The sequence below is a fragment of the Anaerococcus murdochii genome (genome assembly GCF_019957155.1).
Classification (GTDB): Bacteria; Bacillota; Clostridia; order Tissierellales; family Peptoniphilaceae; genus Anaerococcus; species Anaerococcus murdochii.
Genome location: NZ_JAIPME010000002.1, coordinates 1,259,814 through 1,285,678, shown reverse-complemented (window position 1 = coordinate 1,285,678; position 25,865 = coordinate 1,259,814). Strand labels below are relative to the sequence as shown.

The window sequence follows — 25,865 nt, the reverse complement described above, 5'->3', positions numbered from 1 at the left end:
ATTTCCTGAGCTTGTATTTCTTAATACCAACCGTTTCTTTGCCAGAAAGCTTGGGCATTTTCCCATGAGCCGTATCTTTGAGCTACATAGTTATCTGCTGCTGCTTCTTGTTCTGCTGGGCTAGCGCCGTAACGAACTAGGGATGGGTTTAATTGGTATCTACCGTAATATCCGCCTCTTGGGTTGTAGGCTGTGTATGAACCACCTGATTCCCTTTGAGCTATCCATTCCTTAGCCCAGTTTGTTGAGCCTTGGTAAGATTGGTTATTGTTTTGTGCTGGTGCTTGTTGTTGAGCTGGCGCTTGTTGTTGAGCTGGCGCTTGTTGAGCCTTTTGAGCTGGGGCTTGTTTAGCTTGAGCTTGAGCATTTTTTTCGTTCACAAGTCTGAAAGTCTTTAGTAAGTTATTGTAGATATAACCAACCTCACCGTCAACTTCTACCTTAACAAAGCCATTTTTAGCTAATTCAAGAGCTTTAGCAACTGTACCTTTTTCTAAAACTTTGATTACTTCACTATCAAGGTTATCTTCTTTTCTAAAGTTTGTAGCAGAAACTACTTCTGTTTCTTCAAGAAGGTGGAAAAGATCAGCTGATACATATGCATCCTTACCTTCAAAGTCAATCTTTAACCAACCGTCTTTTTTATCTTTAACTTCGTATTCTTTGTTTTCATCGTCTATTAGGCCGATAATGTTATCGCCAAGTTTAGCTTCGCTTCTAACATTTACTCCATTTGCTTGATTTTTGTTAATTACAGCGCTTGCTGCGTCTGCCTTGTTAGCTCCAAAGCTAAAAGCCGATGGGATCACTAGGGCTGCCGCTAGGGCGTATTTTGTAAAAAATTTCATTTTGTCTCCTTAAATCTATATAAATTTCTTATTTTTAAATTTATGTCTCAATCTGTAATAATAGTTACAAATTGATAACAATTCCTTATTACGGTTTATAGTATAACTTTAAATTGTGTGGAAATTATGTAGATTTTGTCAATTCTTACAAATTGTTTACAATTTTATTCAAACCATTGATTACAAGCCTTTTCCTCTATGGCTTTCTCTCCTATTACAATGAATTTTGTTGAGATTTTTTTATCAAAGAAGATATTCTCGCTAATAGAAGACTTTTATAACTTGTTGCCAATTGTTACATTTGATTTCCAATTTGTAACTAATTTTGATTATCATTGGCATTTTTAAGTACAAATTAAACTTATTTCTCCAAAGAAAAGTCCCATAAATACAGATATATTTGCCCATATTTTTCATATGTAGTAAAATTTACTTAAGCTTATAAATAGAAAGAGAGACACTATGAAAACTGTATACATCTTATGCGGAGGACCATCGAGCGAGCATGATATTGCCCTAAGAAGCGCCCTTAACATAGTTAAAAACCTAAATAAAGAAAAGTACGACAAAAAAATCGTATATATAGATAAGGAAGGAAAATTTTCAGAAACTTTCACAACCTATGATCCAGTTGACGAATTTTCCCTAGTTAAAAAAATCGAAAAATCAAAACAAGCATCGATTGCAGACTTCCTTTTAGAAGTCTCTAAAGAGGACCTAGAGAATACAATCATCTTGCCAGTAGTTCATGGTACCTATGGCGAAGACGGCACTATCCAGGGCTTTTTAGACGCAGTAGGACTTGCTTATATAGGAAACGGCCTCCTTTCCTCTGCTATTTGCATGGATAAGGTCACATCTAACGATATTTTCGAAAAATCAAAGCTAAAACAAGCCAAGTACAAGTATTGTTATAAGGAAGACTTTAACGACGAATTTATTGATGAATGTATAGCCTATGTCGGCCTTCCTCTAATTGTAAAACCATCTGCCAATGGGTCTTCTGTTGGAGTTTCAAGGGTTGAGACTAAGGAAGATTTCAAAAAAGCAGGCCTTGAAGCCCTTAAATATGACAGAAAACTTTTGGTAGAAGAATTAATCGTAGGCCAAGAAATAGAACTAGCTGTCCTTGGAGATTCTGATAATATAGATGTCTCTGACCCTGCAGCCTACATCACCGACCACGTATTTTTGGACTGGGATGCCAAATATTTCTCAAAATCAACCAGAGAAGAGCTTCCTTATAAGATGGACGAAGATGACAAGAAAAAAGCCAAAGAATTTGCCAGGGCTTGCTACAAGGCAGCAGGATGCGAAGGTTTTGCCAGAGTTGATATCTTCTATGGCAAGGATAAAGAGTTTTACATCAATGAAATCAACACCTTCCCAGGCTTTACCCCTTCATCATTTTTTGCAAGGATGGCCATGGACCTATATAAGGTAGACTTTTCTAACATCCTTGATATGTTAATAGAAGATGGTTTTAGGAGATCTAACAATGATTGAAAAAACTTTAGGCCAAATCGCCCAAATGATTGGCGGAGACATATCTGATGAGAAATTTGCCGATATAAAAATTAAAGGAATTTCAACCGACTCAAGGACAATCGACCCAGGTGAGCTTTATATTCCCCTAGTTGGCGAAGTCTTTGACGGGAGAATTTTTATCAAAGAATGTGAAACTAAGGGCGCCAAGGCATTTTTCATAGATGATCCGGCAAAGATAAATAAAACTGTATCTATCCCTTATATAAAAGTCGAAGATACAAAAAAAGCCCTCCAAGACCTAGCTACAGCCTACAGGGACCAATTAACCTGCAAGGTCATTGCAATCACCGGTTCAAACGGCAAGACAACAACCAAGGACCTTTTGCACAAGGTCTTGTCAGAAAAATATAAGACCCAAAAAACCTGTGGCAACCTCAACAACGAAATTGGAGTTCCAAAAACTGTCCTAAGCCTTGATACCGACACAGAAGTCGCAATAATAGAGCTTGGTACAGATAATTTTGGAGACATTTCCCTAACAAGTCGCATGGTTAAGCCACATATATCCATGATTACCAATATCGGCGATTCCCATCTTCATAACCTTAAATCAAGGTCAGGCATCCTAAAGGCCAAACTTGAAATCCTTGAAGGCATGGACGACGACGGAATTTTTATCTATAATATAGACGATCCGACCATGGAAAAAGAAGTCCCAACTTACCAAATCAAACAAAAAGTTCTTTCCTTTGGAAGTAGCGAAAAAGCGACTTTTAAGATTAATTTTGAAAAGTCAGGCCCAGCTAGTATCCGCTTCTCCCATGGAGATGACTTCTACCAAGTTCCACTCATGGGTGAGCATAATGTCTACAACGCAGCCGCTGTTGTAATGATAAGTCAAATGCTTGGACTTGACAAAAAATCAATTGACAATGGCTTTGCCAAGGCAACATCAAGTCAAAATAGGACTGAACTTTTGGAATTTGATGGCTTTGACGTTTTGGATGATTCCTACAAGTCAAATCCCCAATCCCTCCTCGCAGGCCTTGAAACAGCCTACATGCTCGAAGGCTACAAGAGAAAGATAGTATGTCTGGCAGATATGCTTGAACTTGGTGAAAATGAAGTTGACCTCCACCGCCAAGTAGGCAGGAAAATTGACAGCAAAAAAATAGACTATTGCCTATTTTATGGCCCACTAGCTAAGGAAATGTATGAGGCAAGTTTAGAAAATTTCCCTCCTAACAGGTCCCTTTACTTTGAACACAAGGATGAATTAATTGAAAAATTAAAATCTCTTGTCATCGGCGCTAGCCTCGTCTTTGTCAAAGGCAGCCACGGCATGCACATGGTAGAGATAATCGAAGCTATTAAGTATTTTAATATATGAAAGAGGTATCTATGATTTATACAGTAACCCTAAACCCTTCTATAGACTTGTTTGTAGAAGTAGACAAATTAAATCCTGGTTATAACAACAACATCAAAACCGAAAGGACCCTTCCAGGTGGTAAGGCAATCAACGTTTCAAGGATCCTTTCCCAACTAAAAATCCCTACAACAGCCACAGGTTTTCTTGGTTCTTATCAAGGGCTTTTTATAAAAGATTGGCTAGAAAAAGAAGAAATCCTAGTAGACTTTGTAGAAATCAAAGAGTCTAACAGGATAAATATCAAAATTTTTGAAGACAAAAAAGAAACAGTAATCAACTTCCAAGGCCCAACAATTTCCTCAGAAGAAGTCGAAGAACTCCTCTACTACCTATCAAGAGTTAGGGAAGGCGACACCATCATCTTTGGTGGATCAGTTCCACCAATGGAAAATGGCGAAGATTCAGACATCTACGACAGGATGGTAGAAATCGCCAAGGCCAACGGTGCTTACTTCATAGCTGACGTTCCAAGCCAATATTTAATGAATATGGTTGAAAGAGGCCCACTTCTTGTTAAACCAAACGGTGAAGACATCGAAGCTATTTACAAGGCCAAAATCGAAGACAAAATGGACTACATTCCTTACGGCAAGGACCTAATCAAAAAAGGCGCTAAATACGTTATAATTTCCTATGGCGAAGACGGATCAATGTTCTTTTCAAGAGACGGAGTCTATGCCGCAAAACCAGTAAAAGACGGTAAGGAAATAATCAACACTGTTGCCTGCAGGGATGCCATGATAGCAGGTTTTGTCGGCACCCTCGTAAGAGATAATGACCCAATCGAATCCTACATGGTCGCAGTTGCTGCAGCAAGTGCAACAGCCAAGGTCCTAGACCTACCAAGCAGGGATCAAATTTTGGAAGTCCTCCCTCTTGTAGATATTGATGTTATAGAATAAATGCTAATAGTCGTACTTTGCAATAATATAGGCCAACTAAAAAAATCAAAGAGCCTAAAAAATTATCTAATGGTCACAGAAGAAAAAAATATGCAAGATTTTTTCTATGACTATAGGGACAATTTTTCATTCTTTGATTCCTACTGGCTTTTCGATCCCCACAAAGATACAGAATTAAAAAGAGAAAGCCTAGAAGATATAGAAAAATTTGCCCAAAGCCTATATGATTTTACAAAAAACCTAGACCTAGAAGAAGAAAATAAAATCATCGAAAAATATAACCTATCGCAAAGAAAAATAGAAACCTATGGTAAAAAGCTTGCGAGCCTTGCAAGGCTTGCTATAGAAAAAAATATGACCCTAGTAGGCCTTGGAGATTAATCCAAGCTTTCTAGGGTCTTTTGCCATTTAAAAATCTCTTTTTTTGTAAAAGTTAATGGAAAGTTTAATCGAAATTGTAAGAAAAAGGACAAGTAGAATACAAATCCCAATTATAAGCATCCTTTGATTTTCTAATACAAAGTTAAGGATTGGTCTAAAATCTTTTATAAAATATCCTACAAGCATTCCTAATATTCCAATTATAAGTATTGGTAAAAACCAAAAAGTCTTTGCTTTAGTATAGCCAGATTTAAAAAATATCGGATACTGGAAAGAAATAATTATCCCAAATAAAACAAAGTTCATTCCTAAATACATCAGCATATCAAGGCCTATTGGAATATTTTTTATTAGGGAAACTATAGTATAGATCGAGAAGCCAAGTAGACTAGCCACTATAAAAATCAGACCAGCTAAGATATACCTACCTATAACTACCTTTTTGCTATCTATGGAAAAAATCTTATATAAGGCATCAATACCTGAATTTTCTCCTAGTAAAAATGGATTAGATGAAAATATTACAGCAAAAGTCAATGTCATTGATAACATTACTACAGGAGATTCATTAATAAAAGAATAAAAAAGAGATATACCTGATAGTATGATTAAATTTTTCAAAGTATAATAGGGTTTCATTGAGATTATATCCAGTTTAATTTGCTTCTTTATATTCATTATATCCTCCCATAATAAATCATAATCTCATCAATCGTAGGCACTTCTGCCACGAGATTCTCGTCTTCTTTGTAATCTTCCTTCAAAACTAGGGCTTCAAAATTAACCTTAGACATCTTTTGGCCTAGGATTTTCATATTTTTAATCTTTTCAAAATCGTCTAAACCACCCTTAATTAGTAAAAACTTGTCGTAAAGCTCATCTTTTGGGCCTTCAAAGACAATCTTTCCTTGGTCTATAAAGACAATATAGTCGGCAATCTTATCTAGGTCTTGGGTGATATGAGTGGAAAATAGCACTGTATGATCTTCATTTTCCATAAAGTCCAAAATCATATCCACAAGTTCATCCCTCATAGCAGGGTCAAGTCCACTTGTTGGCTCATCTAGGATTAGGATTTTTGCTTCATGGGAAAGGGCCACTGCAAGCATTAACTTAATCTTCATTCCCCTTGATAATTCGCAAACTTTTTTCTCCCTTTCAAGTCCAAACTTATTAAGATATTCGTAATAGGTCTTAGAATCCCACCTATCATAGCCTATAGCCATGGCCTCACTAACTAGGTCCAAAGCCCAATCCTTGCCCAAAAATGAATCGTCCATTACAAGGCCAACGTCTTGAAGATAGGTCAAATCATTAATTTTTTTACCATCTAGGAAAATTTCCCCATCGTAGTTTATAAGAGACAAAAGGGCCTTGATGGTGGTTGTCTTTCCCATGCCGTTTTTGCCAATAAAGCCAGTTACAAAGCCTTTTTTGATGGCAAAATCATTTGGGCCTAGCTTAAATTTTTCATAAGTTTTGCTAAGATTTTTTGCCATAATTTTATCAGTCATTAAAATCTCCTTCATACAAATATTCTAAAAGTTCAAATAAATCCTTCTTTTCCATTTCAATATCCCTTGAAATCTTGACCGAATCTAGGAGAGCCTCCTCGAGTTTTTTCTGTTTTTCCTCAAGCCTTAGATTTGGATCTTCCTTGCCGACAAAGGTCCCCAGACCCTGACGAGATTCGATAAAGCCTTCAGTCTCTAGCTCATCATAAGCCTTTTTGACAGTCAAAATCGAAATGGAAAGCTCACGGGCCATCGCCCTCACAGAAGGCAGTTTCTCCCCCGCCTTGAGATTTCCATTTAAAATCTCATCTCTTATAGCATTTTTAATTTGTTCATAAATAGGGACAGCCGACCCATTTTTTATAATAATCTTCAATTTTCTCTCCTTCTTGCATAACAGTATATAACAGTTTACAACACTTGTCAATAAAATTTATAAATAAAAAAATCCCCCCATCTATAAAGACGAGAGGAATCCTCTTATTTATCTGCTTCTATCAAATTTTTAAGCCCCTCAATTCCCACTCTTATTGCAAGGTCTGTGTCGTGGACTACTGGGTTTGTTAGGCCTTTCTTTTCTCTTTCTTGGTTGGCTACTACCAGAAAACAGGATCCGACTCTAACTTTCAAAAAACTTGCCACTACAAAGAGGGCTGCTGATTCCATTTCGCTGGCGAGGGTTCCTAGCCTTTTCCAGGCCTCCCACTTGTTTGTAAGTTCGTAGGAGACTGGCATGGATTCCGCTTCGTGTTGGCCGTAGAAGGAGTCCTTGCATTGGACAACGCCTACATGGTCTTCGGCTCCCAAGGCCTCTGTCCCTTTTTTTAAGGCAGCTGTCACCCCAAAATCTGCTACAGCTGGAAATTCGATTGGTGCATATTCCTTGCTGGTTCCTTCCGCCCTGATGGCAGCTTGGGCTATTACTATGTCCCCGCTTTTTACATCGAGGTCAATCCCGCCGCAAGTACCGACTCTGACAAAGGTGTGGGCGCCGAGTTTAGCAAGTTCTGTCATGGCAATGGCTGCCGATGGGCCGCCTATGCCTGTTGATGTGACTGAGACTTTTTCCCCATTTAAAAATCCAGTATAGGTCACAAATTCACGCCTGTCGCCTACTTTTTTGGGATTTTCAAAATAGGCTGCGATTTTTTCGCACCTTTTTGGGTCTCCTGGCAAGATTACGTATTTACCAATATCTTCTTCCTTTAAACCTATATGGTATTGTCTACCGTCGTCTGAATATTTCATATGCCCTCCATAAGATTTTCTATTAAGTCTGCCACAGAGCCCATGCTAAAATTACAGGCCTCTCTTACAGCCTCATTTGTGACATAGTCAAGAGTGTAGGAAAGTGGCGTACTTTTTAGAAAATCAATATCATTATAGTCGTCGCCTATGGCAATAATTTCTCCATCATAGAAATAAAAATCCTTGATAAAATCTATTCCTCTTTGTTTATTTATACCCTTTTTGACCACATCTATAACGCCTATGGAATAATGAAAATCAAAGTCTTCTGGGAAATGATTTGGTATTTGACTTTCAGAATAAATCGCAAGGGCCATTATGGATTCATTTATATTTTTAAGATCATTTTCCTTGGCACTTTCAGTAAAAATCGCCATTTGATTAGGAATTTCTTTACCATAAAAATTTAAAAATTCTCTAGCCTTTGCTTTTGAAATAGTTGCCTTAAAAACTTCTATCAGTTGACCCTTATCTTTTACAAAAATATGACCACCGTTGTTGCAAATTTGCGCATCAGGATTGATTTTCCCTTCTATTAGGGGATCTAAACTCGCAAAAGACCTGCCTGTCACAATAGCAAAAAGATTCCCAGCTTGCTGGAAATCTCTTATTGCTTTTATATCTTTTTGGGAAATCTTACCGTCTATAAAAATTGTCCCGTCAAAGTCAGATGCCAATATCACTTTTCATCCTCTTCGATTTTGATATATTCTATGCCGTTTTTCTCTAATAATTCTACAGCATAGTCGTCCATCCTGTAGGCGTTTCTGTAATAAATTTTTTTAATACCCGCTTGAATTAAGCTCTTTGTGCAGTTTAGGCAAGGAAAATGGGTCACGTAGCAAATTGTATCCTTAACCGAAATTCCTTCCTTGGCACAGTACAAAATGGCGTTCATCTCAGCGTGAATGGTCGCTATGCAGTGGCCATCCCTCATGGTATGACCAATCTCATCGCAATGGGCATTGCCCTTGATTGATCCGTTATATCCGGTTGAAACTATCCTATTTTCGCTATTTACAAGGACACAACCAACATAGGCCCTGTCGCAAGTGCCTCGCATAGCAACAGTTTCTGCTAGTCTCATAAAATATTCATTCCAACTTAGTCTATCTTTTGCCATAACTCTCTCCTCTTAAAATTTAAGTCTTATCTTAAATAGGATATCAAATAACTTGTAAGATATCAAGAGTGAAATGGCGTAGGCTAGGATTCTTAGGATAATATTCCCCTCTCCTGAGCTTATTAAACCAGCTATTATCACAAAGAGGATGGAAGTTAAGGATAAGATTCCTGCCCACTTGCAAATCTCTGATAAGGCCTTATTTTTAACCATGTAACCAGATCTTTCTGCAGAAGACCTGCCTATTAGGAAATAAGTTCCAATGGCGATTATAAGGGCCACTACAAGTCCCGCCCAAAGAGTTGGAGTCTTATCAAAACTTGCATTTAAGAGTGATAGGAAAACTTGTGCTACCGGGCTTAGGCCTCTTTTGAAATTATAGTAGGCATCGTTGAAAGTTCCTGGATAGGTGTCGCCAAATATTCCCAAAAAGGAAAATATTATAAGTTTAAACCATTCTACAAAACCTATGGCAATTATAGAAAGTCCTATGTGGCCAAGGAAGTTTCCAGCTAAAAGTCCTAAGGATACGCCAACAAGAGATGCTGACACAAGGGAAATCATTGATTTCATAAGGAAGATTCCGATTTTTGCAAAACTTGCTATTTCTGAAAATACTGAGCCCTTAATTGTAATGGTCACCATTAGGATATTTATTATAAACAAGGCGAGTCCAAATACTAGGGCCACCCCTATTTTCATCAAAAATTCCCTTTTCTTTGACCAAGGAAGCATCCTGGTAAAGTCATAGTAGTTTAGGGATTCTTCGATAGATGTAAGTCCCATCGAGATTATCATTATAAAGGCAAGAGATAGGGCCATGGAGCTTGTAAGTTTTTCTATCATGTCTGGCTTGTAGTCATTAAGCTTTTCCATTCCCCACATAAATTCCTCATAGGTAGATTGTTTATCCCAAAGGTCGTCTTTGTTGAGTTTTTCCATATATTCTTCATCATAAGACCTTTCTTTCCTATATCTTAGCTTATACTTTTTGGCAAAGGCATCCGCAATTTTTTCTGCATCTTTTAGATATTTTTCATCGATTTTTTGATCTTCCGGATAAGTTTTCTCCTCACCAAGATATTTTTCCATTGTTCTTACATTGTCTGTAATCCTAAAGGCGTCCAATTTTAAATTGCTTTTAACCTCAAGAGTGTTAAAAAGGGCGAAGAAAAATCCGACAAGGATAAGCCAGATTGCATATCTCTTCCAAGTTAGTTTGAGTAATTTTCCAAAATCTTTCATATTTCACCTCCAGCTTCCATATAGAAGTAGTCTTCTATCTTAAGGTCTAACATGTCGTATTGGACAATTCCATCGTCTGATAAATACTCGCTTAAGAGTTTATCATCAGCCTTAATTAAGATGACCTTGACCCTACCGAGGGAAGATACGAGGACAGAATTATCTGCCAAAGCCTGTGGAAGTTTGTCTTTGACAACAACTTGGACCTTTCTAATATTTTTTGTATCCACACTTGTATTTTTAAGCCTGCCGTCCTTAGAAAGGTATAAAATCTCCTCGCAAATGCCTGTCAAATGGTCCAAATCGTGGCTTGAAGCAAGAACGGTTCTCCCTTCTTCCTTGGCATCTAGAATATAAGAAAGGATTAGTTTTTTATTTAAAACGTCCATCCCATCCAGGACCTCATCAACGAGGAGGATATCAGCCTTTGATGCAAGGATTGTGATTAATCCTAATAGGTTTTTTTGCCCCTTGGAGAGGTTTCTGATATTTTGGTTTGGATCAATTTCGTTTTTGTTTATTTCAGCAAAGAAATAATCACTGTCAAAGTTTTCATAGCTTATTTTGTAAAATTCTGGCAGGTCTTTTGCCTTATAAAAGCTAAAGTAATCAAACCTGTCTGGCAAAAATCCTATGTGGGAAATGAGTTTTGGATTTTCGCTTAATTTCTTCTTATCAAGAGTAAATTCGCCTGAGTCAGCCAAATATATCCCGCAAAGGATTTTAAGGAGGGTTGTCTTTCCTGACCCGTTCCTTCCGACAATGCCTGTTATTGTCCCTGGCATAAGGCTAAAAGACACGTCTTTTAGGACCTGGTTTTTGCCAAAGGCCTTGCTGATATTGTTAACTTCAAATAACATCTATCTCACCTTCTACTTTCTCATACAATTCGATGACTTCTTCCTTAGAAATCTTAAGGAAAATTGCTTGGGATAGGTCTTCTTCAAGCTTTTCAATAAATTCGTCTCTCTTTAGGTCGATTTTTTCGCTATTAAGCTCTATAACAGTCCCTATACCTGGTTGGGTTTTAATAATACCTTGGTTTGACAACTCTTTAAATGCCTTTGAAACTGTTGTTTGGTTTATCAAAAGTTCCTTGGATAATTCTCTTACAGATGGAAACTTATCCCCATTTTGAAGGTAGCCTGCCGCAATGGCGACCTTGGATTGCTCAACAATCTGCATATAAAGAGGAGTCTCTGAATTTGGATCTAATTTAAACATCTTAACTCCTTACTGTTTGGTCATACACCATACATCTTATTATCATTATATCAAGGATTGGTTTTTTGTCAAATAAAAAAGGCCAGAATAATCTAGCCCTAATTTGATTTATAAAATTTTTCCCAATTGTAATTACATCAGAGGAGCAAATGGTTTTAAGAGTTTTCCTACAATCTTAGTTGATGTTTTCATATTTATGACGTCTTCATCTGTCACAAGTTTAGAAACTTCAAAAAATTCGTCAAAGTCTTCTTTGATTGTCACTAGGCTCTTTGATTTATAGACCAAAACCCCACATTCAAAGTTTTGGTAAAGGGCTCTGTAGTCTAGGTTGATTGTGCCGACCACGCCTATTTCTCCATCGGCTAGCCATGTCTTTGAGTGGACAAATCCAGGAGTGTATTCATAAATTTTAACCCCGTATTTTAGAAGTTCCGCATAGTGGTTTTTAGCTAAGACGAAGGCGACTTTTTTGTCTGGTATATGAGGAATACAAAGCCTCACGTCGACTCCCTTTTTTGCCGCACTTTGAAGGGCAGAAATTATCTCGTCATCAACAATTAAATAAGGAGTCATGGCATAAACATAGTCCCTGGCGTTATTTACCATGTCTAGGTAAATATTTTTGCAAAGGCGTTCGTCGTCTGTAGGATTATCCGCAAAAGGAATGTAGTAGCCGTCTTCTTCCTGGGCAGTCACATATTCCAAATATGGTCCAAAATCTTCGATGACCTCGTCTTTTTTTGCAGCATTCCACATAGTCAAGAAAAGAACGGTTAGGCTTTCCACAGCCTCTCCCTCAACTCTCAAACCACAATCCTTCCAGTGGCCAAAACGCTCATACCTGTTAATATACTCATCAGCTAGGTTTATTCCACCGGTATAGCCAACCTTGCCGTCGACAACCATAACCTTCCTGTGGTCCCTGTTGTTTAGGTAGGTTGAAACAATTGGATACATCTTGGAAAAGACCCTAAATTTGATACCAAACTCTTCCATTTCCTCTTCGAAATTTGAATGGAGTCTAGTAATTAGGTTTGATCCATCGATTAAAAGCCTTACTTCAACGCCTTGGTTGACCTTTTCAACTAAAAGCTCGAGGATTGTTCCCCACATATAACCGTAATCAAGGATGAAAAACTCCATGAAAATATAATCTTTGGCATTTTTAATATCTTCTATCATGGCCTCAAACATATGGTCCCCGAGTTTGAAATATTGGGATGAGGTAGATTTATAAGCGGAGAATCCGCCGATGTTTTTAAGATAGGTAGAAAGATTGATAAACCTCTTATCCTTTGTCGCCATTAGTTCCTTATGGGTTAAGGACCTTTGGTGGTAAATCCTTGATTCCACTTCAAGGTCGATTACCCTCTTGTGTTCACGCCTGTAACCAATTTTGAAATATGCCATCCAAAAGGCGATAATAGCAAAGGTAGGCGCCACAAAAATAAAAAGAGACCAAGATAATTTCATATAAGGGTTCATATCGTCAATATTTAGAATTACCATCATCATGATAAAACTTAGGATAGACGAACCTCCAAAGAGGTAATATTGGTTGATGCCAAGGTACCTATAAAGGCTAATTAGGATAAATATTTGAAATAAAATCATAAAGGCAAAAAGTCCTGCCCTAGAGAATATCAGTGATCCCAAGCCCTTCTTGGTTTTCTTGACATATTTATTTTCTTTAATTTTATTAACAACATTTTTTGTATGCTCGTTCATATTATTACTATACTTCTTTAAAGTTAGATATCTATAAATATTTGACTTATTATTTCAAATCAATAGAATAATGCCAAGGAGTTTTAAATGAAAAATGTACTAATTTTAAATGACTTCGTATCCAAGGGGAAAATAGCTGGAAGGCTAATGGCACCAGTCCTTTCCTATATGGATTGTGAAGTTTTTTTGCTGCCAACAGCAATGATAGCAAACAACTTTTCCCTAGGTGGAAATGCTTTTTTTAATATAGATCCCTTTATCAAGGATAGTCTTGCAAACTGGGAGAATTTAGGAATCAAATTTGACCTAATTTTTATTGGCTACATAGAAAACGCCAGCCAAAAAGAAATGATAAAAGATTTTATAAAAAATCTCGATTACAAACCAATCATTGTATTTGACCCAATCATGGGCGACGACGGTGCCCTTTATCCAGGACTTGACGAGACTAAGGTCGCAAACTACAAGGACTTGGTGGACGTCTCCGACATCATTATTCCAAACCAAACAGAAGCCAAATTCCTAGACCTTGATATTGATGGCATTACAAAAAATGGCAAGAAAATTATAATCACATCCGCAGATAAGGACGGAAAACCTGCCGTTCTTTACTACGACGGTAAGGAAAATGCCATTTTCTATGACAAAAAAGACATCAAAGTCGGTGGGTCTGGCGATCTCTTTGACGGGCTTTTTATAGGCTATCTTTTAAAAGATTTTGATATCCCAAAAGCAATCGAAAAAACTTGTCAGGATATAATTAAAATCATGGTTGCAAATGAAAAGAAAAATCCAGGTGCAATTGAAATAAATATTGAAAAATACCTTACTTTGATAGGAGCCTAGGATGGAAAGAAATAGGAAAACTTATTTTAAAAAATCCTTATCCATAGCTTGGCCGGCAGTCCTTGAATTTTTCTTTGTGTCAATAGCAGGCTTTATCGATACCTTCATGGTTTCAAGTTTAGGACCTGCGGCAATAGCTGCGATTGGGCTTACAATCCAGCCGAAGTTTTTGTCCTTGTCAGTCTTTTTTGCAATAAATGCTGCCGTTTCGGCCTTAATAGCCAGACGCCAAGGCGAAGGCAAAAGAGATAAGGCCAACGTGACACTAACAACCGCCCTCTACATCATGGTGTTTTTTGTAATATTTGTAGACTTGTTGATGATACCCTTCGCAGGGAAAATCCTTGAACTTGCTGGATCAAACACAGAAACCCACAAATTGGCCTACGATTATTACATGATAATAATGATAGGTTTGATTTTTAATGCCCTATCCATGCTCATAAATGCGGCTCACAGGGGCTGTGGCAACACTCAAATCGCCTTTATTTCAAATATGGTATCGTCAGTTGTAAATATCAGCCTAAACTTTTTGCTAATTGAAGGAAGGTTTGGCTTCCCAAGGATGGGAGTCAGAGGTGCAGCCCTTGCGACAGTCTTGGGAACTGTGGTCGCAACAATAATGTGCCTTATATCTTTAATCGATAAAAATTCTTATATGAATTTTAGGACCATGGCAAAAAATAAATTCAAATTCTCTATGGAAATTGCTGGAGAAATTAAAAACCTAGCCGTAAACCTCTTTGTGGAAAATATTTCAGCAAGGATTGGCTTTATGATTACAGCAATTACAGCCGCAAGGCTTGGTACAGAGGCCTTTGCCGCCCACAACGTCGGTATGAACCTTCTTGGCCTATCCTTCTCCTTTGGTGACGGTATGCAAGTGGCAGCCATTGCCCTTACAGGAAACGCCCTGGGAGCAGGCCATAAGGACGAAGCCCTCAAACTCGGAAAGTCTTGTCAGGAATTAGGCTTTATATTTTCGGTAATATTCTCACTAATAATGATATTTTTCGGCAGAAATATATTTTTTATCTTTTTTAATGAAAATCATATATTGGACATGGGCGTTCTAATTTCAAGGTTTCTGACAATTATTGTCCTCCTACAAATCTCACAAGTTATATATGGGGGTTGCTTAAGAGCCGCAGGTGATGTAAAATATACGTTAGGAGTTGCACTCGTGTCTGTAACCTTTATCAGATCCATAGTAACTCTTATCTGTGTTAATGTCCTAAACCTAGGACTAGCCGGTATCTGGATTGGTATCCTATCTGACCAGGCATCAAGATTTTTGAGTTTAAGACACAGATTTAATTTAGGAGAATGGGTACACAAGAAAATATAGGAGGGTACTATGAAAAAATTATTTTCTCTATTAGCTCTAGCATTAGTGCTAAGCGCATGTGGTAACTCAGCTGACAAAAAAGCAGAAGAACCAACAGAAACAACTACTAAAACAGAAGCTCCAGCTGAAGAAAAAGCTGAAGAAAAAGTTGAAGATGCAAAAGATGCTCAAGAAGATGCTGACAAAGCAGAAGATGAAGCAAAAGATGCAGCTAAAGATGCAGCTGAAGAAAAAGTAGAAAAAGAAACAGAATCAAAAGACAAAGGAAATAACTAATAGTAATTTCACTAAGTCAGAAAGCCACTCTTATGGGTGGCTTTTAAATTTCTTCTATGGTATAATAGACATGTATTTGGGGAATTAGCTCAGCTGGGAGAGCGCTTGGCTGGCAGCCAAGAGGTCAGGGGTTCAAATCCCCTATTCTCCACCAAATAGCAAAAATCCGAGGTCTTGGCCTCGGATTTTTTATCTTATAAATTTATGATATAATATTATTATCCCCGACAGAAAGGGGGTGATGCCCTATGGGGGAAATACTCATGATAATTTTATCATCATTTGTATTACCTTTGCTAGCTAATATTCTTTTTGAATTATGGAAAGAAAAACGTAGCAAAGACAAAAAGCAGGACTGACACTCCTGCTTTTTTGATGCCCCATTTCTGGGAAATACTCTTCATTTGTATCACAAAGTTTGAAAGCTTTGTGGCTTTATTAGAGGTGGCTTCTCTTACTAGCATTATATACTAATTTCCCTAATTTTTCAAATTCAATCACTTATCTCACACTATCTTATATTAGGGTATATTTATCTAAAAGGAGAATCTTATGGATATGGAAAAAATAATAAAAATTGATGACGATTTAAAAAGAAATGAAGAGCTCTATAAACTTTTTGATGAGGAAAAACGACTTAAATCACGAACTGGACTAGTTGAGAAAATCACTACCCAAAGGGAAATCGATAATTTAATTAACTCAGATTCTAAGGTTCTTGACGTCGGGGCTGGAACTGGAGTTTATACAATCTATCTTGCCTCAAAAGTTAAAGAAGTTACTGCGTTCGAGCCATCTACTTCAAATTTTAATACTTTAAAGTTAAAAGCAAAAGATTTTTTAAATATAAAGGCCTATAATAAGTCATCTTTCGACCTAAAAGATTTGGAAGAAAATTATTTTGACTTAGTCCTAATTTTTGGACCGATGTATCACCTATCAAATGAAAAGGACAGAAAAGACGTACTTAGCCAGGCTAAAAGAGTTTGCAAGGATGGTGGCCACATATTAATTGCCTATATAAATCACGATATGGTATTAATTAGCGAATCAATTAATTATAATATAAACATATTTTCAAGCTCTGCCTATATAAGCGAAAAACAAAGATTAATAGATAGACCTTTTGTATTTTTTAAAGTCAATGAAGCGAGAAAAATGATTGAAGATAAAGGTATTGAAATAAAAGAAATAATAGCAAGTGATGGATTCGCTGAAGTTTTAAGTAAACAACTCGAAGAAATGACTGAAGAATCTTTTAATAATTACCTAGACTGGCACTTAAGTCACTGCAAATGCCCAGAAACACTCGGGGCAACAAACCACCTTCTTTTTGTATGCAAAAATAAAAAATGAAAAATATAAAGCTATATCTCCCAAAAGAAAACGAATTAGACTTTGCCAAAAATCTCCTAAATGATCCTGCAACTATGGCCTACAACAAGGGTTATGATGTTTTTCCTGGCTATGATAAGGAAACTGGGACTATCAACCATGACGATGCCTATTGGGGAAAATGGTATGACCTTTATTTTGCTAATCCTGGGAAGTTTTTTTACGCCTATATTTATGACCAAGATATAAAAACCTTTGTAGGTGATGTAAATTTTCATCCTTCAAGGCTTAATCCTGATGCAAGGGATATAGGAATTGTGATTAAAGACGAATTTAGGTGCCAAGGATATGGAAAATTAGGACTTAAGCTTCTAATCAAAAAGGCTTTTTCCTTTGATTCTATAAGGGCCCTTTCCAATAATTTTGAAAAAGAACGTGCAGTTGCTTTGAAAATCCATAAAGATTTAGGTTTTAAAATCCTTTATGAATCTGATGGAATAATTTACTTAGGGCTTAAAAAGTAATTTTTAAAAATAAAATACTATAAAAAAAATGTACCAAGTTTTATCAAAGGACTAAACTTGGTACATTTTATTTGTTAATAAAAATATTATTCTAAAACTTTTACCTGGTGCATCCTTGGAGCATCCATTGGTAGGCTCACGTCAGATTGCCAGTGACCATCTGTATTTGTGAAGCTTATTGTAATATTTTGCCCATCGTAGTCCATCATATCTTCTGGAAGGCCTATTATACCTACATTCCTTGTATAATCTCCGCCTCCACCGCCCGATTGCATTGTGACATCCATAGGCTTATCTAAGATGAGAACTGCATAATATTCTCCCATATCCGGAAGCATTTTAGGGTTTAATTTTTGGTAAGCAATCATTTCATTATGGTTAAATACCCTTACCACTCCTGTCGCAACCATATTTCCGGCATTACGCTCAGCTTTGATTTTCTCTTCTAATGACTTGTCTGTATTTTCCTTGCTTTCTTCTTTTTCGTCCTTTGCTTGGTCTAAAGATTTGATGTATTCGCCATCTTTGATTTTTGCCAAGTCATTAAGCTTATCCCTATCATCAATTTCAAAAAATTCTATCTCTTTTGAATCATCTGGAGCTAGGGTATCAATTCTTCCTTTCCAAATGACTTCTCTTTCTAGCTTAAGAATATCATCTTCAACAGAACTTGTGATTTTTTCTTGTTGACCTTCTCCTGTGCCTGACATAAAAGTGGTGTAGATTAGGGCATTATAATCAGCATTTTGCGCAAGCATTCCCCTAAAACCACCAGTAGATGCAACCCCTATTGATATTGGATCTTCATCATGAAATACATCTGTAAAATCATCATTTGCAGTAAATAATTTGAGATAAGATATGCCAAAATCAGTCTCTTCCGCTACTAAAAGTTGTGGATAATCAGCTTGGTCTGTTTTTACAAGGGCGTAGGAATAGGTGAATTCTCCTTCTTCTATGCCTGAAATTTTATAAGAATTAATTTCATCTAGGACCTTATTATATAATTTAGCTAATTTTTCATTATTTTCACTAGGATTTTTCTCCACCTCGACCTTTTCTTCCTTGTTAGCTTGCAGATCTTCTTGTGAAATTTTAGAAGATTTGTCTGTTTCTTTGTCAGATTTTCCAGAACAAGCTGCAAGACTTAGGGCAAAAGCTAAGGTAAGGCTTGATATTTTAATTAGTTTTTTATTCATTTTATCTCCCCTTAAAATTGATTTTTAATTAAAAATATAATAATTAATATACATTGTATCAAATATAAGAAATATTTCAATAATATTGAAAAAATGGCAATATTAAAAGAGCAAGGTCTCGCCTCGCTCCATCCTACATATCCATTATTTCCATCTTGTCTAGTTCGTCTTTTTGTTTTTCTTTATTGTCGTAGTACCTGTAAATTAAGTAGTAGATTATTGTTGGAATGTTGGCTATTACCAAAGTTGTAAGGACTGCCATCCACCAATTACCATCATCTGCTATATTTAACATATATATTATCGATATTATAAAAGAAAGCCCTGGTAGGATTAAGCCTGCCCTTCCCTTTGTATATTTACATATCAAAATTTGCAAAATTAATGGTACGAACAAAATTAAAATTGCTATTACTGAGTTTGCTGCAGCTAGCTTCATTTCTCTTCTCCTTCTTTCTTGTATTCTTCAATCAAAATCTTGGCTGCATCTAGGGTGATTTTCCCATCTATGGCCATTGATTTTATAAGGCTCACATAGGACTTATCTTCCTTGTCGGCTAATTTTATTTTTTCAATCAACCTATCAAGCCTTAGTCTCACCGTTGGGTAGGATACGCCGTAGATTGCTGCCATTTCCTTTAAGGATCCCGATTCTAGGATAAATCTCTTGATAAAGTCGATTTCGCTATCATCGAGATTTTCAATCCATTCTCTTTTATCATTTCCCATGGCATCCTCCTTTGTTAATACCATTATAAACCTAAATAATATTAAAGTCAACTTTAATTTTATTAAAAATTATTAAAAGCTAATCCTAAATAATATTTTAGGTGAATAATATTTCCCCTTTTGGGTTATATATAAAATAAGGAGGAGCTTATGAAATTTTTACACACAATGGTAAGAGTTAAGGACCTTGATAAGTCCTTTAAGTTTTATACAGAAGAATTGGGTTTTGTAGAATCAAGAAGAAAGGAATTTCCAGAAAAGAAATTTGACTTAGTTTATCTAATGCTTCCTGGTTCCCCAGATTATGAATTAGAATTAACCTACAATTACGACCAAGAAGAAGGCTACGAAATCGGCACAGGCTACGGCCACATCGCCATTTCTAATCCCGACATCAAAACTCTTAGGACAGATTTGATGGGAAAAGGCTATGAAGTAACTGAAATCAGAGGTCTTACACCAAATTCAAACAAGTATTTCTTTGTAACAGATCCAGACGGTTACAGAATTGAAATTATCCAAAAAAAAGACTAGATTTCCCACAATAAAACGGATTAAAAATTAATCCGTTTTTTCTATTTATAAAATTTTTGACCAAGCAGCTTAACTAATTATTTTTTCTAAACCCCTCTTCTAAGGCCTTAAATTCATCTTGACTTAGGCCATAGTCTCCAAGGTCAAAGCGGCCTAGCCTGTGAAAATCAGATCCACCTGACATTAGGAGATCGAGTTTATTAGCAAAATCTTTTGCCCTCTCAAAATCTCCGTCCTTCATCCTAGAGTGGTTGATTTCTATAGCTCTAAGTCCCATTTCCTTATATTTTTCAATCTCATCCCAGTTGTCATACTCTTGAGGATGGGCAAGGATTGATAGGCCTCCGTCTTTATTTACAGCCTCTATTGCGTCTTTTACAGGAATATAGCCCATGGTCCTTGCAAGGTCGTCGGTGGTTTTTTCGTGGAAAACATCCTTAAAACCCACCCCTTCCATTCTTTCTGGGTATTTTGCCTTCATTGCCCAAAAAATATCTGACTTATATATTATGGAATTTTTTGCAAAAGTTTTTAGATAGGCATAATCAAGTTCAAAACCATCTTCCGCAAGCTTTGGCAAAAGAGAAATGTGGTAGGCTTCCCTTTTTTTATTAGTAATGGCATTAAGCTTGTCAATTTCCGGTGTTTTTTCAGGTAAAAATAAACCCACTATGTGGACTTTTTTATGAGAATCAAAGTCATAGGCCGATATTTCAAGGCCCTTAATTAGCCTAATATCAAAATCTTTGCCAATTTCCTTTATTTTCTCAAAATGGTCTGCCCTGTCGTGATCAGTTATGGCCATGGTTTTAAAACCAGCTCCCACAGCCATTTCTATTACTTCTCTTATATCATAGTCACCATCAGAATACGATGTGTGCATGTGTAAATCTGCGTATTTCATACTACCTCTCAATATTTGTCGTTATTTCTATATGAACAAAAAAAGGGACTGTTTTTAACAGCCCCGTATTTTTATTTGTTTGGAGTCAATTTTACTGCTGATGTTAAAATATCTGAATATGTGTAAGATATTGTTCTTTCAACATCAAAGTCATTGTTGACCTTAACTGTAAACACACTTGGAAATGCACTTACAATGACACCTGTCTTAGTTTTTACTCTCTTCCTGCCCATATCGGCCTTAAGGATTACTTCCTTACCAACCGAATTTTCTACTTCTTTTCTAATATCGTGAACTGATCTTTGTGCCATTTAATCATCCTTCCATTTGATACTTGTATCATTATACTTCCAGATGATCCTTTAGTCAAGAAAAACTATTATTATACACTAGCTAAAACGAATGTCAAATATTTTTACGAGTTTTTTAATTCCTAGTAAATGCGTAGAAATCAATAACTTAAATGTGTTTAAAGAATCCTAAATATGCCTTGTAGGTTTGGTAGAGGTCGGCTTTGGAAATTAATTCTAGAGGTGCGTGCATGGATACCACTGGAGTACCGCAATCAACCACAGACATACCGTATTCTGCAAGGATATAGGCGATTGTTCCGCCACCACCTTGGTCGATTTTACCAAGTTCACCTGTTTGCCAAATTGCATTTTCTTTTGCAAAGGCAAGCCTTACTTCAGATAAATATTCGCCGTCAGCATCATTTGAGCCGCCTTTTCCACGTGAACCTGTATATTTGGTTAGGGCCACACCATGGCCAAGCTTGGCTGTATTCATTGGTTCTGTTGCGTCAAGATAGCCAGGATCTTCTGCAAGGGTTACATCTGCAGAAAGGACCTTAGAAGATCTCAAAGCTCTCTTTAGGCTAACAATATTGCCCTTGCCTTGGGCGTTTAGGATTTCAAGGACCATGTCTTCGAAAAATTGGCTGGTCATACCTGTTGCACCAACAGATCCGATTTCTTCCTTGTCAACATAAAGACCTACTAGAGTTTTTTCTGGAGTGTCCTCGCCTGCTTCAAGGATTGCCTTTAGAGAAGCAAAAGAACATACCTTATCGTCGTGGCCATAAGCCATAATCATTGACCTATCAAAACCAACGTCACGTGCCTTAGTCGCTGGAACTACATTAAGTTCTGCCACCATAAAGTCATCTTCTTCAAGGCCATAATTTTCCTTTAGGTATTTTAAAACATTTTTCTTGATAGGATTTTCTTTTTCATCCTTAAGAGGAATTGATCCTACCATGATGTTGAGTTTTTCACCTTCTATAACTTCGCCTGCCTTCTTTTGGTTAAGGTCGGCTGATAAGTGAACTAAAAGTTCAGAGATGAAAAATACTGGGTCATCGTCCTTCTCACCTATTGATATTTCAACTTTTGTACCGTCTTTTTTAAAGGCAACGCCAACTAAACTTAATGGAATATTTGTCCATTGGTATTTTTTGATACCGCCATAATAGTGGGTTTTTAAATAAGCTGCGTGACTTTCTTCAAAAAGTGGAACTGGCTTAAGGTCAAGCCTTGGACTATCTAAATGGGAGCCAACAATGGTCATACCATCTTCAAGGTCTTTTGAACCAAGGACAAATAAAGCCACAGCCTTATTTCTATTAATAGCATAGGCCTTAGCCCCAGCCTTAACTTCATTATCCTTAATTAGGTCATCAAGTGGCCTAAAACCAGCCTCTTCTGCTCTTTTAATAATTTCCATAACAGCCATTCTTTCTGTCTTAGACTTATCCATAAAACCTAGATAATCCTTAGAAAAAACGTCCAAATCTTTAAGCTCTGCCTCAGTCAATTCAAGCCAGGCAGATTTTCTAATATCTTCCATACTTCCTCCAATAAAAAAGGGAAATTTCCCCTCGATATTATTTATATGATTACTATACTTGTTTGTAGGTGATTTTATAGCAATATAAAAACGATTAGGATTTTATTCCTAATCGTTTTTCAAATAACCGTTGTTTTATTTTATCATTTATAGGGCAAAACCTACTCGACCTTGTTTTTATTTTCTATAGCAAAAAATAAAATTGCTATGGCTACCAATGTTATTGATAGGGGCAAAGTCTTAGCCATCAATACCTCTTCAATATAGTGGCCAAATACACATTCTTTAATGACATATATGCTAATTAAGACAAAAAGTATTCCGAGACATGTTTTACAGATATTATAAATATTTTTCATAAGTTATCTCCTTTTCAATTTTTTATTTTCCGCTCGCCTTTTTATTAAAAATTGCTTAATAAGATACTTTTATTTTTAAAAGATAGTCCGCTTTTTTATCCTTAAATAGCTTATCCACTTCATCTACATTTGCCCACTTTAGTAAAATTTCTGAAGTTTCTCCTCTGGCAACATTAAGCACAAATTTTTGTACAGCTGAAGATGGGCCTTCAAGCATATTTTCGTTTTTTATTGGAAAATCAGTCTTAATATATGAAATTAAATTCAAATTTTCTTTTTCATCAAGGCTCCAATAATTAATAGGAAGACGTTGAGGAAGAACAATCTCAACAATATCGCTATCTTGATCCATTTTAACTTCTATTTCAGAACCCATATGTGATTCTCCTACAAGATCTATAGGATAAGCTTTGTTGTTTATCATTACCACATTGTTTTGTGGATATCCCTTATCATCGACAGGAAACTCCATTTCTTTGTCATCTGATACAGGCTCTTTGCTACAACTTGTCAGTAAAAACATAACAGAAAGCAAAAAGGAACCGATAAAAATAGTCAAAACTTTCTTAAAACTCAAAGACTTAGTATAATTCATAAAATCCACCTTCTTTTTTTATTTTTATCAATAATTTGCATATTTTTAATTAACAGCTGTGTAAATTATATTTTTAATTTTCTCAGTAACATCATTTTCTATAATGTATGTCTTAACTATTTTGCCATTCTCATAATATTCTATATAAGTATCATTTTCAGCATAAATCAACAACTTAGTTTTACCATTACTTAGAATTTTAATAAATTTCATTGGTTCTATCTTTAACCAATAATCTTTATTTAACTCTTTAATATCATTTGCAATTAAAAAATCAGATAGGTCTTTTTTTATTTCTTTTGTAAACTTTACATTTTTATAGGCATCTCCTTCACAAAACTCTATTTCATAATAATTTTCCGATAAAATTTCCCTTATTTTTTTATGGCTCTTGTCATTATTAAAGTATAAAAATATAATAACAACAGCAATAAAAGATATTATAAATATGAGAAAAACATTTTTTATTTGTGCCCATTTAATTTCTCCTCTAATTCCATATCCTCAATATATAAAAGAGCCAACTCTTTATCCGATTTATTCATTTTATCAAGATTTTTCTTTAAGATTTCAATATTCTTTTCAGTTGTATCTAGTGTCGTTACATATCCTGGATTTAGGTTTTCATTAATATAATTAACCACTAGCTCATATCCATCTGGTTCATAATAAGCTTTTCCATTTTTACTCTTATAATACTCATAATCATCAACCAAATAATCCATTTTATTTAATAAGCTAGAACTAGCCTTTTTAGCGATTTCTTTACTAGAAAGCTCAGGATACATATCTTTAAACATATTATATGCATCTATATAATTCTGGGTGTATAGTTTAACCTCATCACTACTCAAGCCAGGTTTTAACTCTAACAAATCTTTTTGAAAGCTTTCAAGATTATATTCTTTATCAAAATATTCAAACTCCTTCCACTTGCCCTTGTGTATTTCCGAGTCGATCTTTGATGTTTGTGCGAATACATTTCCCATACTTACTGCTATTATCAGCATAATTATTGAGAAAACAACCTTCTTTTTCATAATTTTATTTCCTCTCCACATGCAAAAATAATTTAACACACTATATTTTTTAAACTTAAATTTAATTATCTCTAAAGTAATGAAATCCATAGCTTACAAAGTTATTATTACTTTCTACTGGGATTTCCTTATAGATTTTATCTTTGAACCATTTTTCTCTAAAATTTTCAATACCTTTTCTACTTGTTCTTCAAGTTCTCACCTCTTTGGGATAAATAAGGTGTATTTTGATGCGAATATTTTATTTGATAAGTTACTAGTGGATATTTTGCTTGGACTCCGTCCTTATCTGTACATAGGATTATCTCTCTTAGTTCATTTGCTAATCTCTTAGTTAAGATTAATAAAAAGTAAGCCTTTCGGCTAGCTTTTACATTTTAATAACCCTGATCTTCTATCTTCCATACCCTATCTTTGTCTTTTCGAACTAAGATCCAACTGTAATCCTTGTATTCTCCCTTACTTAATACAGGATTTTCCCCACTTATGTCAAAATCTGAAAATAGTACGATAACATCATTTGGATCTATATCAATTCCCTTGCCTTTTCCATATTCCATAAAAACTTTTATCGCATCTTCCGATTTATCTTCATCGTAGCGAAGTGATTTTAATTTTGAGCCCGGGAATGAAAAATTATCCTTTACTACTTTAATTGCAGAATCTATTTCTGCTTCGCTAAATTTACTAGAATCACCTATGTCGATTGTAATATCTCCATCTGTTTTCCCTTTACATCCTGTTTATGAAAATAAAAATATTATAGCAATAAGAATTCTAAAACCAAGTTTCATAATATTTCCTCCTCTGATTATATATACCATATCCATATAATAATTTGTGGTGGCGAGGCTTACCACATACATATAACCCTTGCCAAGTTCAAGAAAGATTTTTTCAATATGGTCTATAAGTGCCTTTCCTAAATCACTTTCCATCATTGGTTTTTTATGGCAAGCCTAAAAATTCAAATACATAAGGGGCTTTTACAAGGTTAGATGCCTTATTAATTCCATTGACCTGCCTAAAATTACTCCACATTCTCTTTCAAATTTTTCTAATTTACCTTTCTCCCTAAGAAGGCCTTCTATTTCATTAAATTTAATTGGATCAATTAGCATAAATTGCCTCTCTTTTCTTTCTAAATAAGAACTTTAATTTAATTCCAGGAATAGCTTTTATATTCTATCTA

General features: G+C 35.7%; 33 protein-coding genes and 1 tRNA gene. 11 read left to right on the top strand and 23 right to left on the bottom strand.

What is annotated here, in order from left to right; translation table 11 throughout:
- Positions 1–20: 20 nt before the first annotated feature.
- Entirely contained in the window at positions 21–848 is an 828-nt protein-coding gene (locus K8P03_RS06595) for an aggregation-promoting factor C-terminal-like domain-containing protein (RefSeq protein WP_223419561.1), read from the bottom strand.
- A gap of 462 nt (positions 849–1,310) precedes the next feature.
- Between K8P03_RS06595 and K8P03_RS06590 the strand changes: the two genes are divergently transcribed.
- The 4 genes from K8P03_RS06590 to K8P03_RS06575 are packed head-to-tail and all read left to right on the top strand — an operon-like array spanning position 1,311 to position 5,051.
- A complete protein-coding gene (locus K8P03_RS06590; RefSeq protein WP_223419559.1) occupies positions 1,311–2,354 on the top strand; it encodes a D-alanine--D-alanine ligase family protein in 1,044 nt (347 codons plus the stop codon).
- Positions 2,347–3,726, top strand: a complete 1,380-nt coding sequence (locus tag K8P03_RS06585; protein WP_223419556.1) for a UDP-N-acetylmuramoyl-tripeptide--D-alanyl-D-alanine ligase — start codon at positions 2,347–2,349, stop codon at positions 3,724–3,726. Before K8P03_RS06590 ends, K8P03_RS06585 begins: the two co-directional genes overlap by 8 nt.
- An 11-nt stretch (positions 3,727–3,737) precedes the next feature.
- The gene (locus tag K8P03_RS06580; RefSeq protein ID WP_223419553.1) at positions 3,738–4,670 is read left to right on the top strand and encodes a 1-phosphofructokinase family hexose kinase; all 933 of its coding nucleotides are present in this window, start codon (positions 3,738–3,740) and stop codon (positions 4,668–4,670) included.
- Entirely contained in the window at positions 4,671–5,051 is a 381-nt protein-coding gene (locus K8P03_RS06575) for a hypothetical protein (protein ID WP_223419551.1), read from the top strand.
- Between the two features lie 27 nt (positions 5,052–5,078).
- Here K8P03_RS06575 and K8P03_RS06570 read toward each other — a convergent pair whose 3' ends face one another.
- The 10 genes from K8P03_RS06570 to cls form a co-directional block, all read right to left on the bottom strand.
- On the bottom strand, positions 5,079–5,729 hold the full coding sequence (locus tag K8P03_RS06570) for an ABC-2 transporter permease (protein WP_223419549.1): 651 nt from the start codon (positions 5,727–5,729) through the stop codon (positions 5,079–5,081).
- Positions 5,729–6,565, bottom strand: coding sequence for an ABC transporter ATP-binding protein (locus K8P03_RS06565; RefSeq protein ID WP_223419547.1), 837 nt, complete (start codon positions 6,563–6,565; stop codon positions 5,729–5,731). Before K8P03_RS06565 ends, K8P03_RS06570 begins: the two co-directional genes overlap by 1 nt.
- Positions 6,558–6,941 (bottom strand): GntR family transcriptional regulator, encoded by a 384-nt coding sequence (locus K8P03_RS06560; RefSeq protein WP_223419545.1) that lies wholly within the window; start codon positions 6,939–6,941, stop codon positions 6,558–6,560. Before K8P03_RS06560 ends, K8P03_RS06565 begins: the two co-directional genes overlap by 8 nt.
- A 104-nt stretch (positions 6,942–7,045) precedes the next feature.
- Positions 7,046–7,813: a uridine phosphorylase gene (gene udp, locus K8P03_RS06555; protein ID WP_223419542.1), complete on the bottom strand. Its 768-nt coding sequence runs from the start codon at positions 7,811–7,813 to the stop codon at positions 7,046–7,048.
- Complete coding sequence (locus K8P03_RS06550) at positions 7,810–8,496, bottom strand: HAD family hydrolase (RefSeq protein ID WP_223419539.1); 687 nt, start codon at positions 8,494–8,496, stop codon at positions 7,810–7,812. The genes udp and K8P03_RS06550 overlap by 4 nt, the downstream gene beginning before the upstream one ends.
- On the bottom strand, positions 8,493–8,936 hold the full coding sequence (locus K8P03_RS06545) for a deoxycytidylate deaminase (RefSeq protein ID WP_209771037.1): 444 nt from the start codon (positions 8,934–8,936) through the stop codon (positions 8,493–8,495). The genes K8P03_RS06550 and K8P03_RS06545 overlap by 4 nt, the downstream gene beginning before the upstream one ends.
- Positions 8,937–8,948: 12 nt before the next feature.
- Positions 8,949–10,181, bottom strand: a complete 1,233-nt coding sequence (locus K8P03_RS06540; RefSeq protein ID WP_223419537.1) for a hypothetical protein — start codon at positions 10,179–10,181, stop codon at positions 8,949–8,951.
- Positions 10,178–11,041, bottom strand: a complete 864-nt coding sequence (locus tag K8P03_RS06535) for an ATP-binding cassette domain-containing protein (RefSeq protein WP_223419535.1) — start codon at positions 11,039–11,041, stop codon at positions 10,178–10,180. Before K8P03_RS06535 ends, K8P03_RS06540 begins: the two co-directional genes overlap by 4 nt.
- Positions 11,031–11,405 carry a GntR family transcriptional regulator gene (locus K8P03_RS06530; protein ID WP_223419532.1) on the bottom strand — a complete coding sequence of 125 codons (375 nt, stop codon included), beginning with the start codon at positions 11,403–11,405 and terminating at the stop codon, positions 11,031–11,033. Before K8P03_RS06530 ends, K8P03_RS06535 begins: the two co-directional genes overlap by 11 nt.
- 132 nt (positions 11,406–11,537) lie before the next feature.
- Positions 11,538–13,136 (bottom strand): cardiolipin synthase, encoded by a 1,599-nt coding sequence (cls, locus tag K8P03_RS06525; protein ID WP_223419530.1) that lies wholly within the window; start codon positions 13,134–13,136, stop codon positions 11,538–11,540.
- An 87-nt stretch (positions 13,137–13,223) separates the two neighbouring features.
- Between cls and K8P03_RS06520 the strand changes: the two genes are divergently transcribed.
- The 6 genes from K8P03_RS06520 to K8P03_RS06495 all read left to right on the top strand — a co-directional run bounded on the left by K8P03_RS06520 (position 13,224) and on the right by K8P03_RS06495 (position 17,465).
- Positions 13,224–13,982: a bifunctional hydroxymethylpyrimidine kinase/phosphomethylpyrimidine kinase gene (locus K8P03_RS06520; RefSeq protein WP_223419528.1), complete on the top strand. Its 759-nt coding sequence runs from the start codon at positions 13,224–13,226 to the stop codon at positions 13,980–13,982.
- Position 13,983: 1 nt separating this feature from the next.
- A complete protein-coding gene (locus K8P03_RS06515; protein ID WP_223419526.1) occupies positions 13,984–15,330 on the top strand; it encodes an MATE family efflux transporter in 1,347 nt (448 codons plus the stop codon).
- A gap of 9 nt (positions 15,331–15,339) precedes the next feature.
- Positions 15,340–15,606 carry a hypothetical protein gene (locus K8P03_RS06510; protein WP_223419523.1) on the top strand — a complete coding sequence of 89 codons (267 nt, stop codon included), beginning with the start codon at positions 15,340–15,342 and terminating at the stop codon, positions 15,604–15,606.
- 78 nt (positions 15,607–15,684) lie between these two features.
- Positions 15,685–15,760: transfer RNA gene (locus K8P03_RS06505), tRNA-Ala, on the top strand.
- Positions 15,761–16,158: 398 nt separating this feature from the next.
- Positions 16,159–16,962, top strand: a complete 804-nt coding sequence (locus K8P03_RS06500) for a class I SAM-dependent methyltransferase (RefSeq protein ID WP_223419520.1) — start codon at positions 16,159–16,161, stop codon at positions 16,960–16,962.
- A complete protein-coding gene (locus K8P03_RS06495) occupies positions 16,959–17,465 on the top strand; it encodes a GNAT family N-acetyltransferase (protein ID WP_223419518.1) in 507 nt (168 codons plus the stop codon). The genes K8P03_RS06500 and K8P03_RS06495 overlap by 4 nt, the downstream gene beginning before the upstream one ends.
- Before the next feature lie 86 nt (positions 17,466–17,551).
- Here the strand turns inward: K8P03_RS06495 and K8P03_RS06490 are convergent, their stop codons facing one another.
- The 3 genes from K8P03_RS06490 to K8P03_RS06480 form a co-directional block, all read right to left on the bottom strand.
- Positions 17,552–18,664 (bottom strand): hypothetical protein, encoded by a 1,113-nt coding sequence (locus tag K8P03_RS06490; protein ID WP_223419516.1) that lies wholly within the window; start codon positions 18,662–18,664, stop codon positions 17,552–17,554.
- 133 nt (positions 18,665–18,797) lie between these two features.
- Positions 18,798–19,103, bottom strand: a complete 306-nt coding sequence (locus K8P03_RS06485) for a hypothetical protein (protein WP_223419514.1) — start codon at positions 19,101–19,103, stop codon at positions 18,798–18,800.
- The gene (locus K8P03_RS06480; protein ID WP_223419512.1) at positions 19,100–19,393 is read right to left on the bottom strand and encodes a DUF2089 family protein; all 294 of its coding nucleotides are present in this window, start codon (positions 19,391–19,393) and stop codon (positions 19,100–19,102) included. The genes K8P03_RS06485 and K8P03_RS06480 overlap by 4 nt, the downstream gene beginning before the upstream one ends.
- Positions 19,394–19,543: 150 nt before the next feature.
- Here K8P03_RS06480 and gloA point away from each other — a divergent pair, with 150 nt between their 5' ends.
- The gene (gene gloA / locus K8P03_RS06475; RefSeq protein WP_223419510.1) at positions 19,544–19,927 is read left to right on the top strand and encodes a lactoylglutathione lyase; all 384 of its coding nucleotides are present in this window, start codon (positions 19,544–19,546) and stop codon (positions 19,925–19,927) included.
- Positions 19,928–20,000: 73 nt separating this feature from the next.
- On the opposite strand, the gene K8P03_RS06470 is transcribed toward gloA, so the two are convergent.
- The 9 genes from K8P03_RS06470 to K8P03_RS11225 form a co-directional block, all read right to left on the bottom strand.
- Positions 20,001–20,831, bottom strand: a complete 831-nt coding sequence (locus tag K8P03_RS06470; protein ID WP_223419508.1) for a PHP domain-containing protein — start codon at positions 20,829–20,831, stop codon at positions 20,001–20,003.
- A gap of 71 nt (positions 20,832–20,902) precedes the next feature.
- Positions 20,903–21,142, bottom strand: coding sequence for a Veg family protein (locus K8P03_RS06465; protein WP_209771007.1), 240 nt, complete (start codon positions 21,140–21,142; stop codon positions 20,903–20,905).
- Positions 21,143–21,290: 148 nt separating this feature from the next.
- Positions 21,291–22,679 (bottom strand): aminopeptidase, encoded by a 1,389-nt coding sequence (locus tag K8P03_RS06460; RefSeq protein WP_223419506.1) that lies wholly within the window; start codon positions 22,677–22,679, stop codon positions 21,291–21,293.
- Between the two features lie 161 nt (positions 22,680–22,840).
- A complete protein-coding gene (locus K8P03_RS06455) occupies positions 22,841–23,038 on the bottom strand; it encodes a hypothetical protein (protein WP_223419504.1) in 198 nt (65 codons plus the stop codon).
- 55 nt (positions 23,039–23,093) lie between these two features.
- On the bottom strand, positions 23,094–23,633 hold the full coding sequence (locus K8P03_RS06450; protein ID WP_223419502.1) for a hypothetical protein: 540 nt from the start codon (positions 23,631–23,633) through the stop codon (positions 23,094–23,096).
- Between the two features lie 464 nt (positions 23,634–24,097).
- Positions 24,098–24,673, bottom strand: coding sequence for a hypothetical protein (locus tag K8P03_RS06445; RefSeq protein WP_223419500.1), 576 nt, complete (start codon positions 24,671–24,673; stop codon positions 24,098–24,100).
- Between the two features lie 377 nt (positions 24,674–25,050).
- Positions 25,051–25,233, bottom strand: a complete 183-nt coding sequence (locus K8P03_RS06440) for a DUF4829 domain-containing protein (protein WP_263285027.1) — start codon at positions 25,231–25,233, stop codon at positions 25,051–25,053.
- Between the two features lie 183 nt (positions 25,234–25,416).
- Positions 25,417–25,614 carry a hypothetical protein gene (locus K8P03_RS06435; protein WP_223419497.1) on the bottom strand — a complete coding sequence of 66 codons (198 nt, stop codon included), beginning with the start codon at positions 25,612–25,614 and terminating at the stop codon, positions 25,417–25,419.
- A gap of 45 nt (positions 25,615–25,659) precedes the next feature.
- A complete protein-coding gene (locus K8P03_RS11225) occupies positions 25,660–25,794 on the bottom strand; it encodes a hypothetical protein (RefSeq protein ID WP_263285026.1) in 135 nt (44 codons plus the stop codon).
- Positions 25,795–25,865: the final 71 nt, after the last annotated feature.

Excerpts from the sequence above, each read along its gene's own strand:
- K8P03_RS06535 (WP_223419535.1), bottom strand. The coding sequence starts at position 11,041 with ATGTTATTTGAAGTTAACAATATCAGCAAGGCCTTTGGCAAAAACCAG.
- K8P03_RS06580 (WP_223419553.1), top strand. The coding sequence starts at position 3,738 with ATGATTTATACAGTAACCCTAAACCCTTCTATAGACTTGTTTGTAGAA.
- gloA (WP_223419510.1), top strand. The coding sequence starts at position 19,544 with ATGAAATTTTTACACACAATGGTAAGAGTTAAGGACCTTGATAAGTCC.
- K8P03_RS06435 (WP_223419497.1), bottom strand. The coding sequence starts at position 25,614 with ATGATGGAAAGTGATTTAGGAAAGGCACTTATAGACCATATTGAAAAA.
- K8P03_RS06585 (WP_223419556.1), top strand. The coding sequence starts at position 2,347 with ATGATTGAAAAAACTTTAGGCCAAATCGCCCAAATGATTGGCGGAGAC.
- K8P03_RS06510 (WP_223419523.1), top strand. The coding sequence starts at position 15,340 with ATGAAAAAATTATTTTCTCTATTAGCTCTAGCATTAGTGCTAAGCGCA.
- K8P03_RS06455 (WP_223419504.1), bottom strand. The coding sequence starts at position 23,038 with ATGAAAAATATTTATAATATCTGTAAAACATGTCTCGGAATACTTTTT.
- K8P03_RS06540 (WP_223419537.1), bottom strand. The coding sequence starts at position 10,181 with ATGAAAGATTTTGGAAAATTACTCAAACTAACTTGGAAGAGATATGCA.
- K8P03_RS06470 (WP_223419508.1), bottom strand. The coding sequence starts at position 20,831 with ATGAAATACGCAGATTTACACATGCACACATCGTATTCTGATGGTGAC.
- K8P03_RS06530 (WP_223419532.1), bottom strand. The coding sequence starts at position 11,405 with ATGTTTAAATTAGATCCAAATTCAGAGACTCCTCTTTATATGCAGATT.
- K8P03_RS06590 (WP_223419559.1), top strand. The coding sequence starts at position 1,311 with ATGAAAACTGTATACATCTTATGCGGAGGACCATCGAGCGAGCATGAT.
- udp (WP_223419542.1), bottom strand. The coding sequence starts at position 7,813 with ATGAAATATTCAGACGACGGTAGACAATACCATATAGGTTTAAAGGAA.
- K8P03_RS06490 (WP_223419516.1), bottom strand. The coding sequence starts at position 18,664 with ATGAATAAAAAACTAATTAAAATATCAAGCCTTACCTTAGCTTTTGCC.
- K8P03_RS06450 (WP_223419502.1), bottom strand. The coding sequence starts at position 23,633 with ATGAATTATACTAAGTCTTTGAGTTTTAAGAAAGTTTTGACTATTTTT.
- K8P03_RS06500 (WP_223419520.1), top strand. The coding sequence starts at position 16,159 with ATGGATATGGAAAAAATAATAAAAATTGATGACGATTTAAAAAGAAAT.
- cls (WP_223419530.1), bottom strand. The coding sequence starts at position 13,136 with ATGAACGAGCATACAAAAAATGTTGTTAATAAAATTAAAGAAAATAAA.
- K8P03_RS06595 (WP_223419561.1), bottom strand. The coding sequence starts at position 848 with ATGAAATTTTTTACAAAATACGCCCTAGCGGCAGCCCTAGTGATCCCA.
- K8P03_RS06570 (WP_223419549.1), bottom strand. The coding sequence starts at position 5,729 with ATGAATATAAAGAAGCAAATTAAACTGGATATAATCTCAATGAAACCC.
- K8P03_RS06480 (WP_223419512.1), bottom strand. The coding sequence starts at position 19,393 with ATGGGAAATGATAAAAGAGAATGGATTGAAAATCTCGATGATAGCGAA.
- K8P03_RS06440 (WP_263285027.1), bottom strand. The coding sequence starts at position 25,233 with ATGGAATATGGAAAAGGCAAGGGAATTGATATAGATCCAAATGATGTT.
- K8P03_RS06545 (WP_209771037.1), bottom strand. The coding sequence starts at position 8,936 with ATGGCAAAAGATAGACTAAGTTGGAATGAATATTTTATGAGACTAGCA.
- K8P03_RS06460 (WP_223419506.1), bottom strand. The coding sequence starts at position 22,679 with ATGGAAGATATTAGAAAATCTGCCTGGCTTGAATTGACTGAGGCAGAG.
- K8P03_RS06445 (WP_223419500.1), bottom strand. The coding sequence starts at position 24,673 with ATGAAAAAGAAGGTTGTTTTCTCAATAATTATGCTGATAATAGCAGTA.
- K8P03_RS06465 (WP_209771007.1), bottom strand. The coding sequence starts at position 21,142 with ATGGCACAAAGATCAGTTCACGATATTAGAAAAGAAGTAGAAAATTCG.
- K8P03_RS06485 (WP_223419514.1), bottom strand. The coding sequence starts at position 19,103 with ATGAAGCTAGCTGCAGCAAACTCAGTAATAGCAATTTTAATTTTGTTC.
- K8P03_RS06515 (WP_223419526.1), top strand. The coding sequence starts at position 13,984 with ATGGAAAGAAATAGGAAAACTTATTTTAAAAAATCCTTATCCATAGCT.
- K8P03_RS06495 (WP_223419518.1), top strand. The coding sequence starts at position 16,959 with ATGAAAAATATAAAGCTATATCTCCCAAAAGAAAACGAATTAGACTTT.
- K8P03_RS06520 (WP_223419528.1), top strand. The coding sequence starts at position 13,224 with ATGAAAAATGTACTAATTTTAAATGACTTCGTATCCAAGGGGAAAATA.
- K8P03_RS06575 (WP_223419551.1), top strand. The coding sequence starts at position 4,671 with ATGCTAATAGTCGTACTTTGCAATAATATAGGCCAACTAAAAAAATCA.
- K8P03_RS11225 (WP_263285026.1), bottom strand. The coding sequence starts at position 25,794 with ATGCTAATTGATCCAATTAAATTTAATGAAATAGAAGGCCTTCTTAGG.
- K8P03_RS06565 (WP_223419547.1), bottom strand. The coding sequence starts at position 6,565 with ATGACTGATAAAATTATGGCAAAAAATCTTAGCAAAACTTATGAAAAA.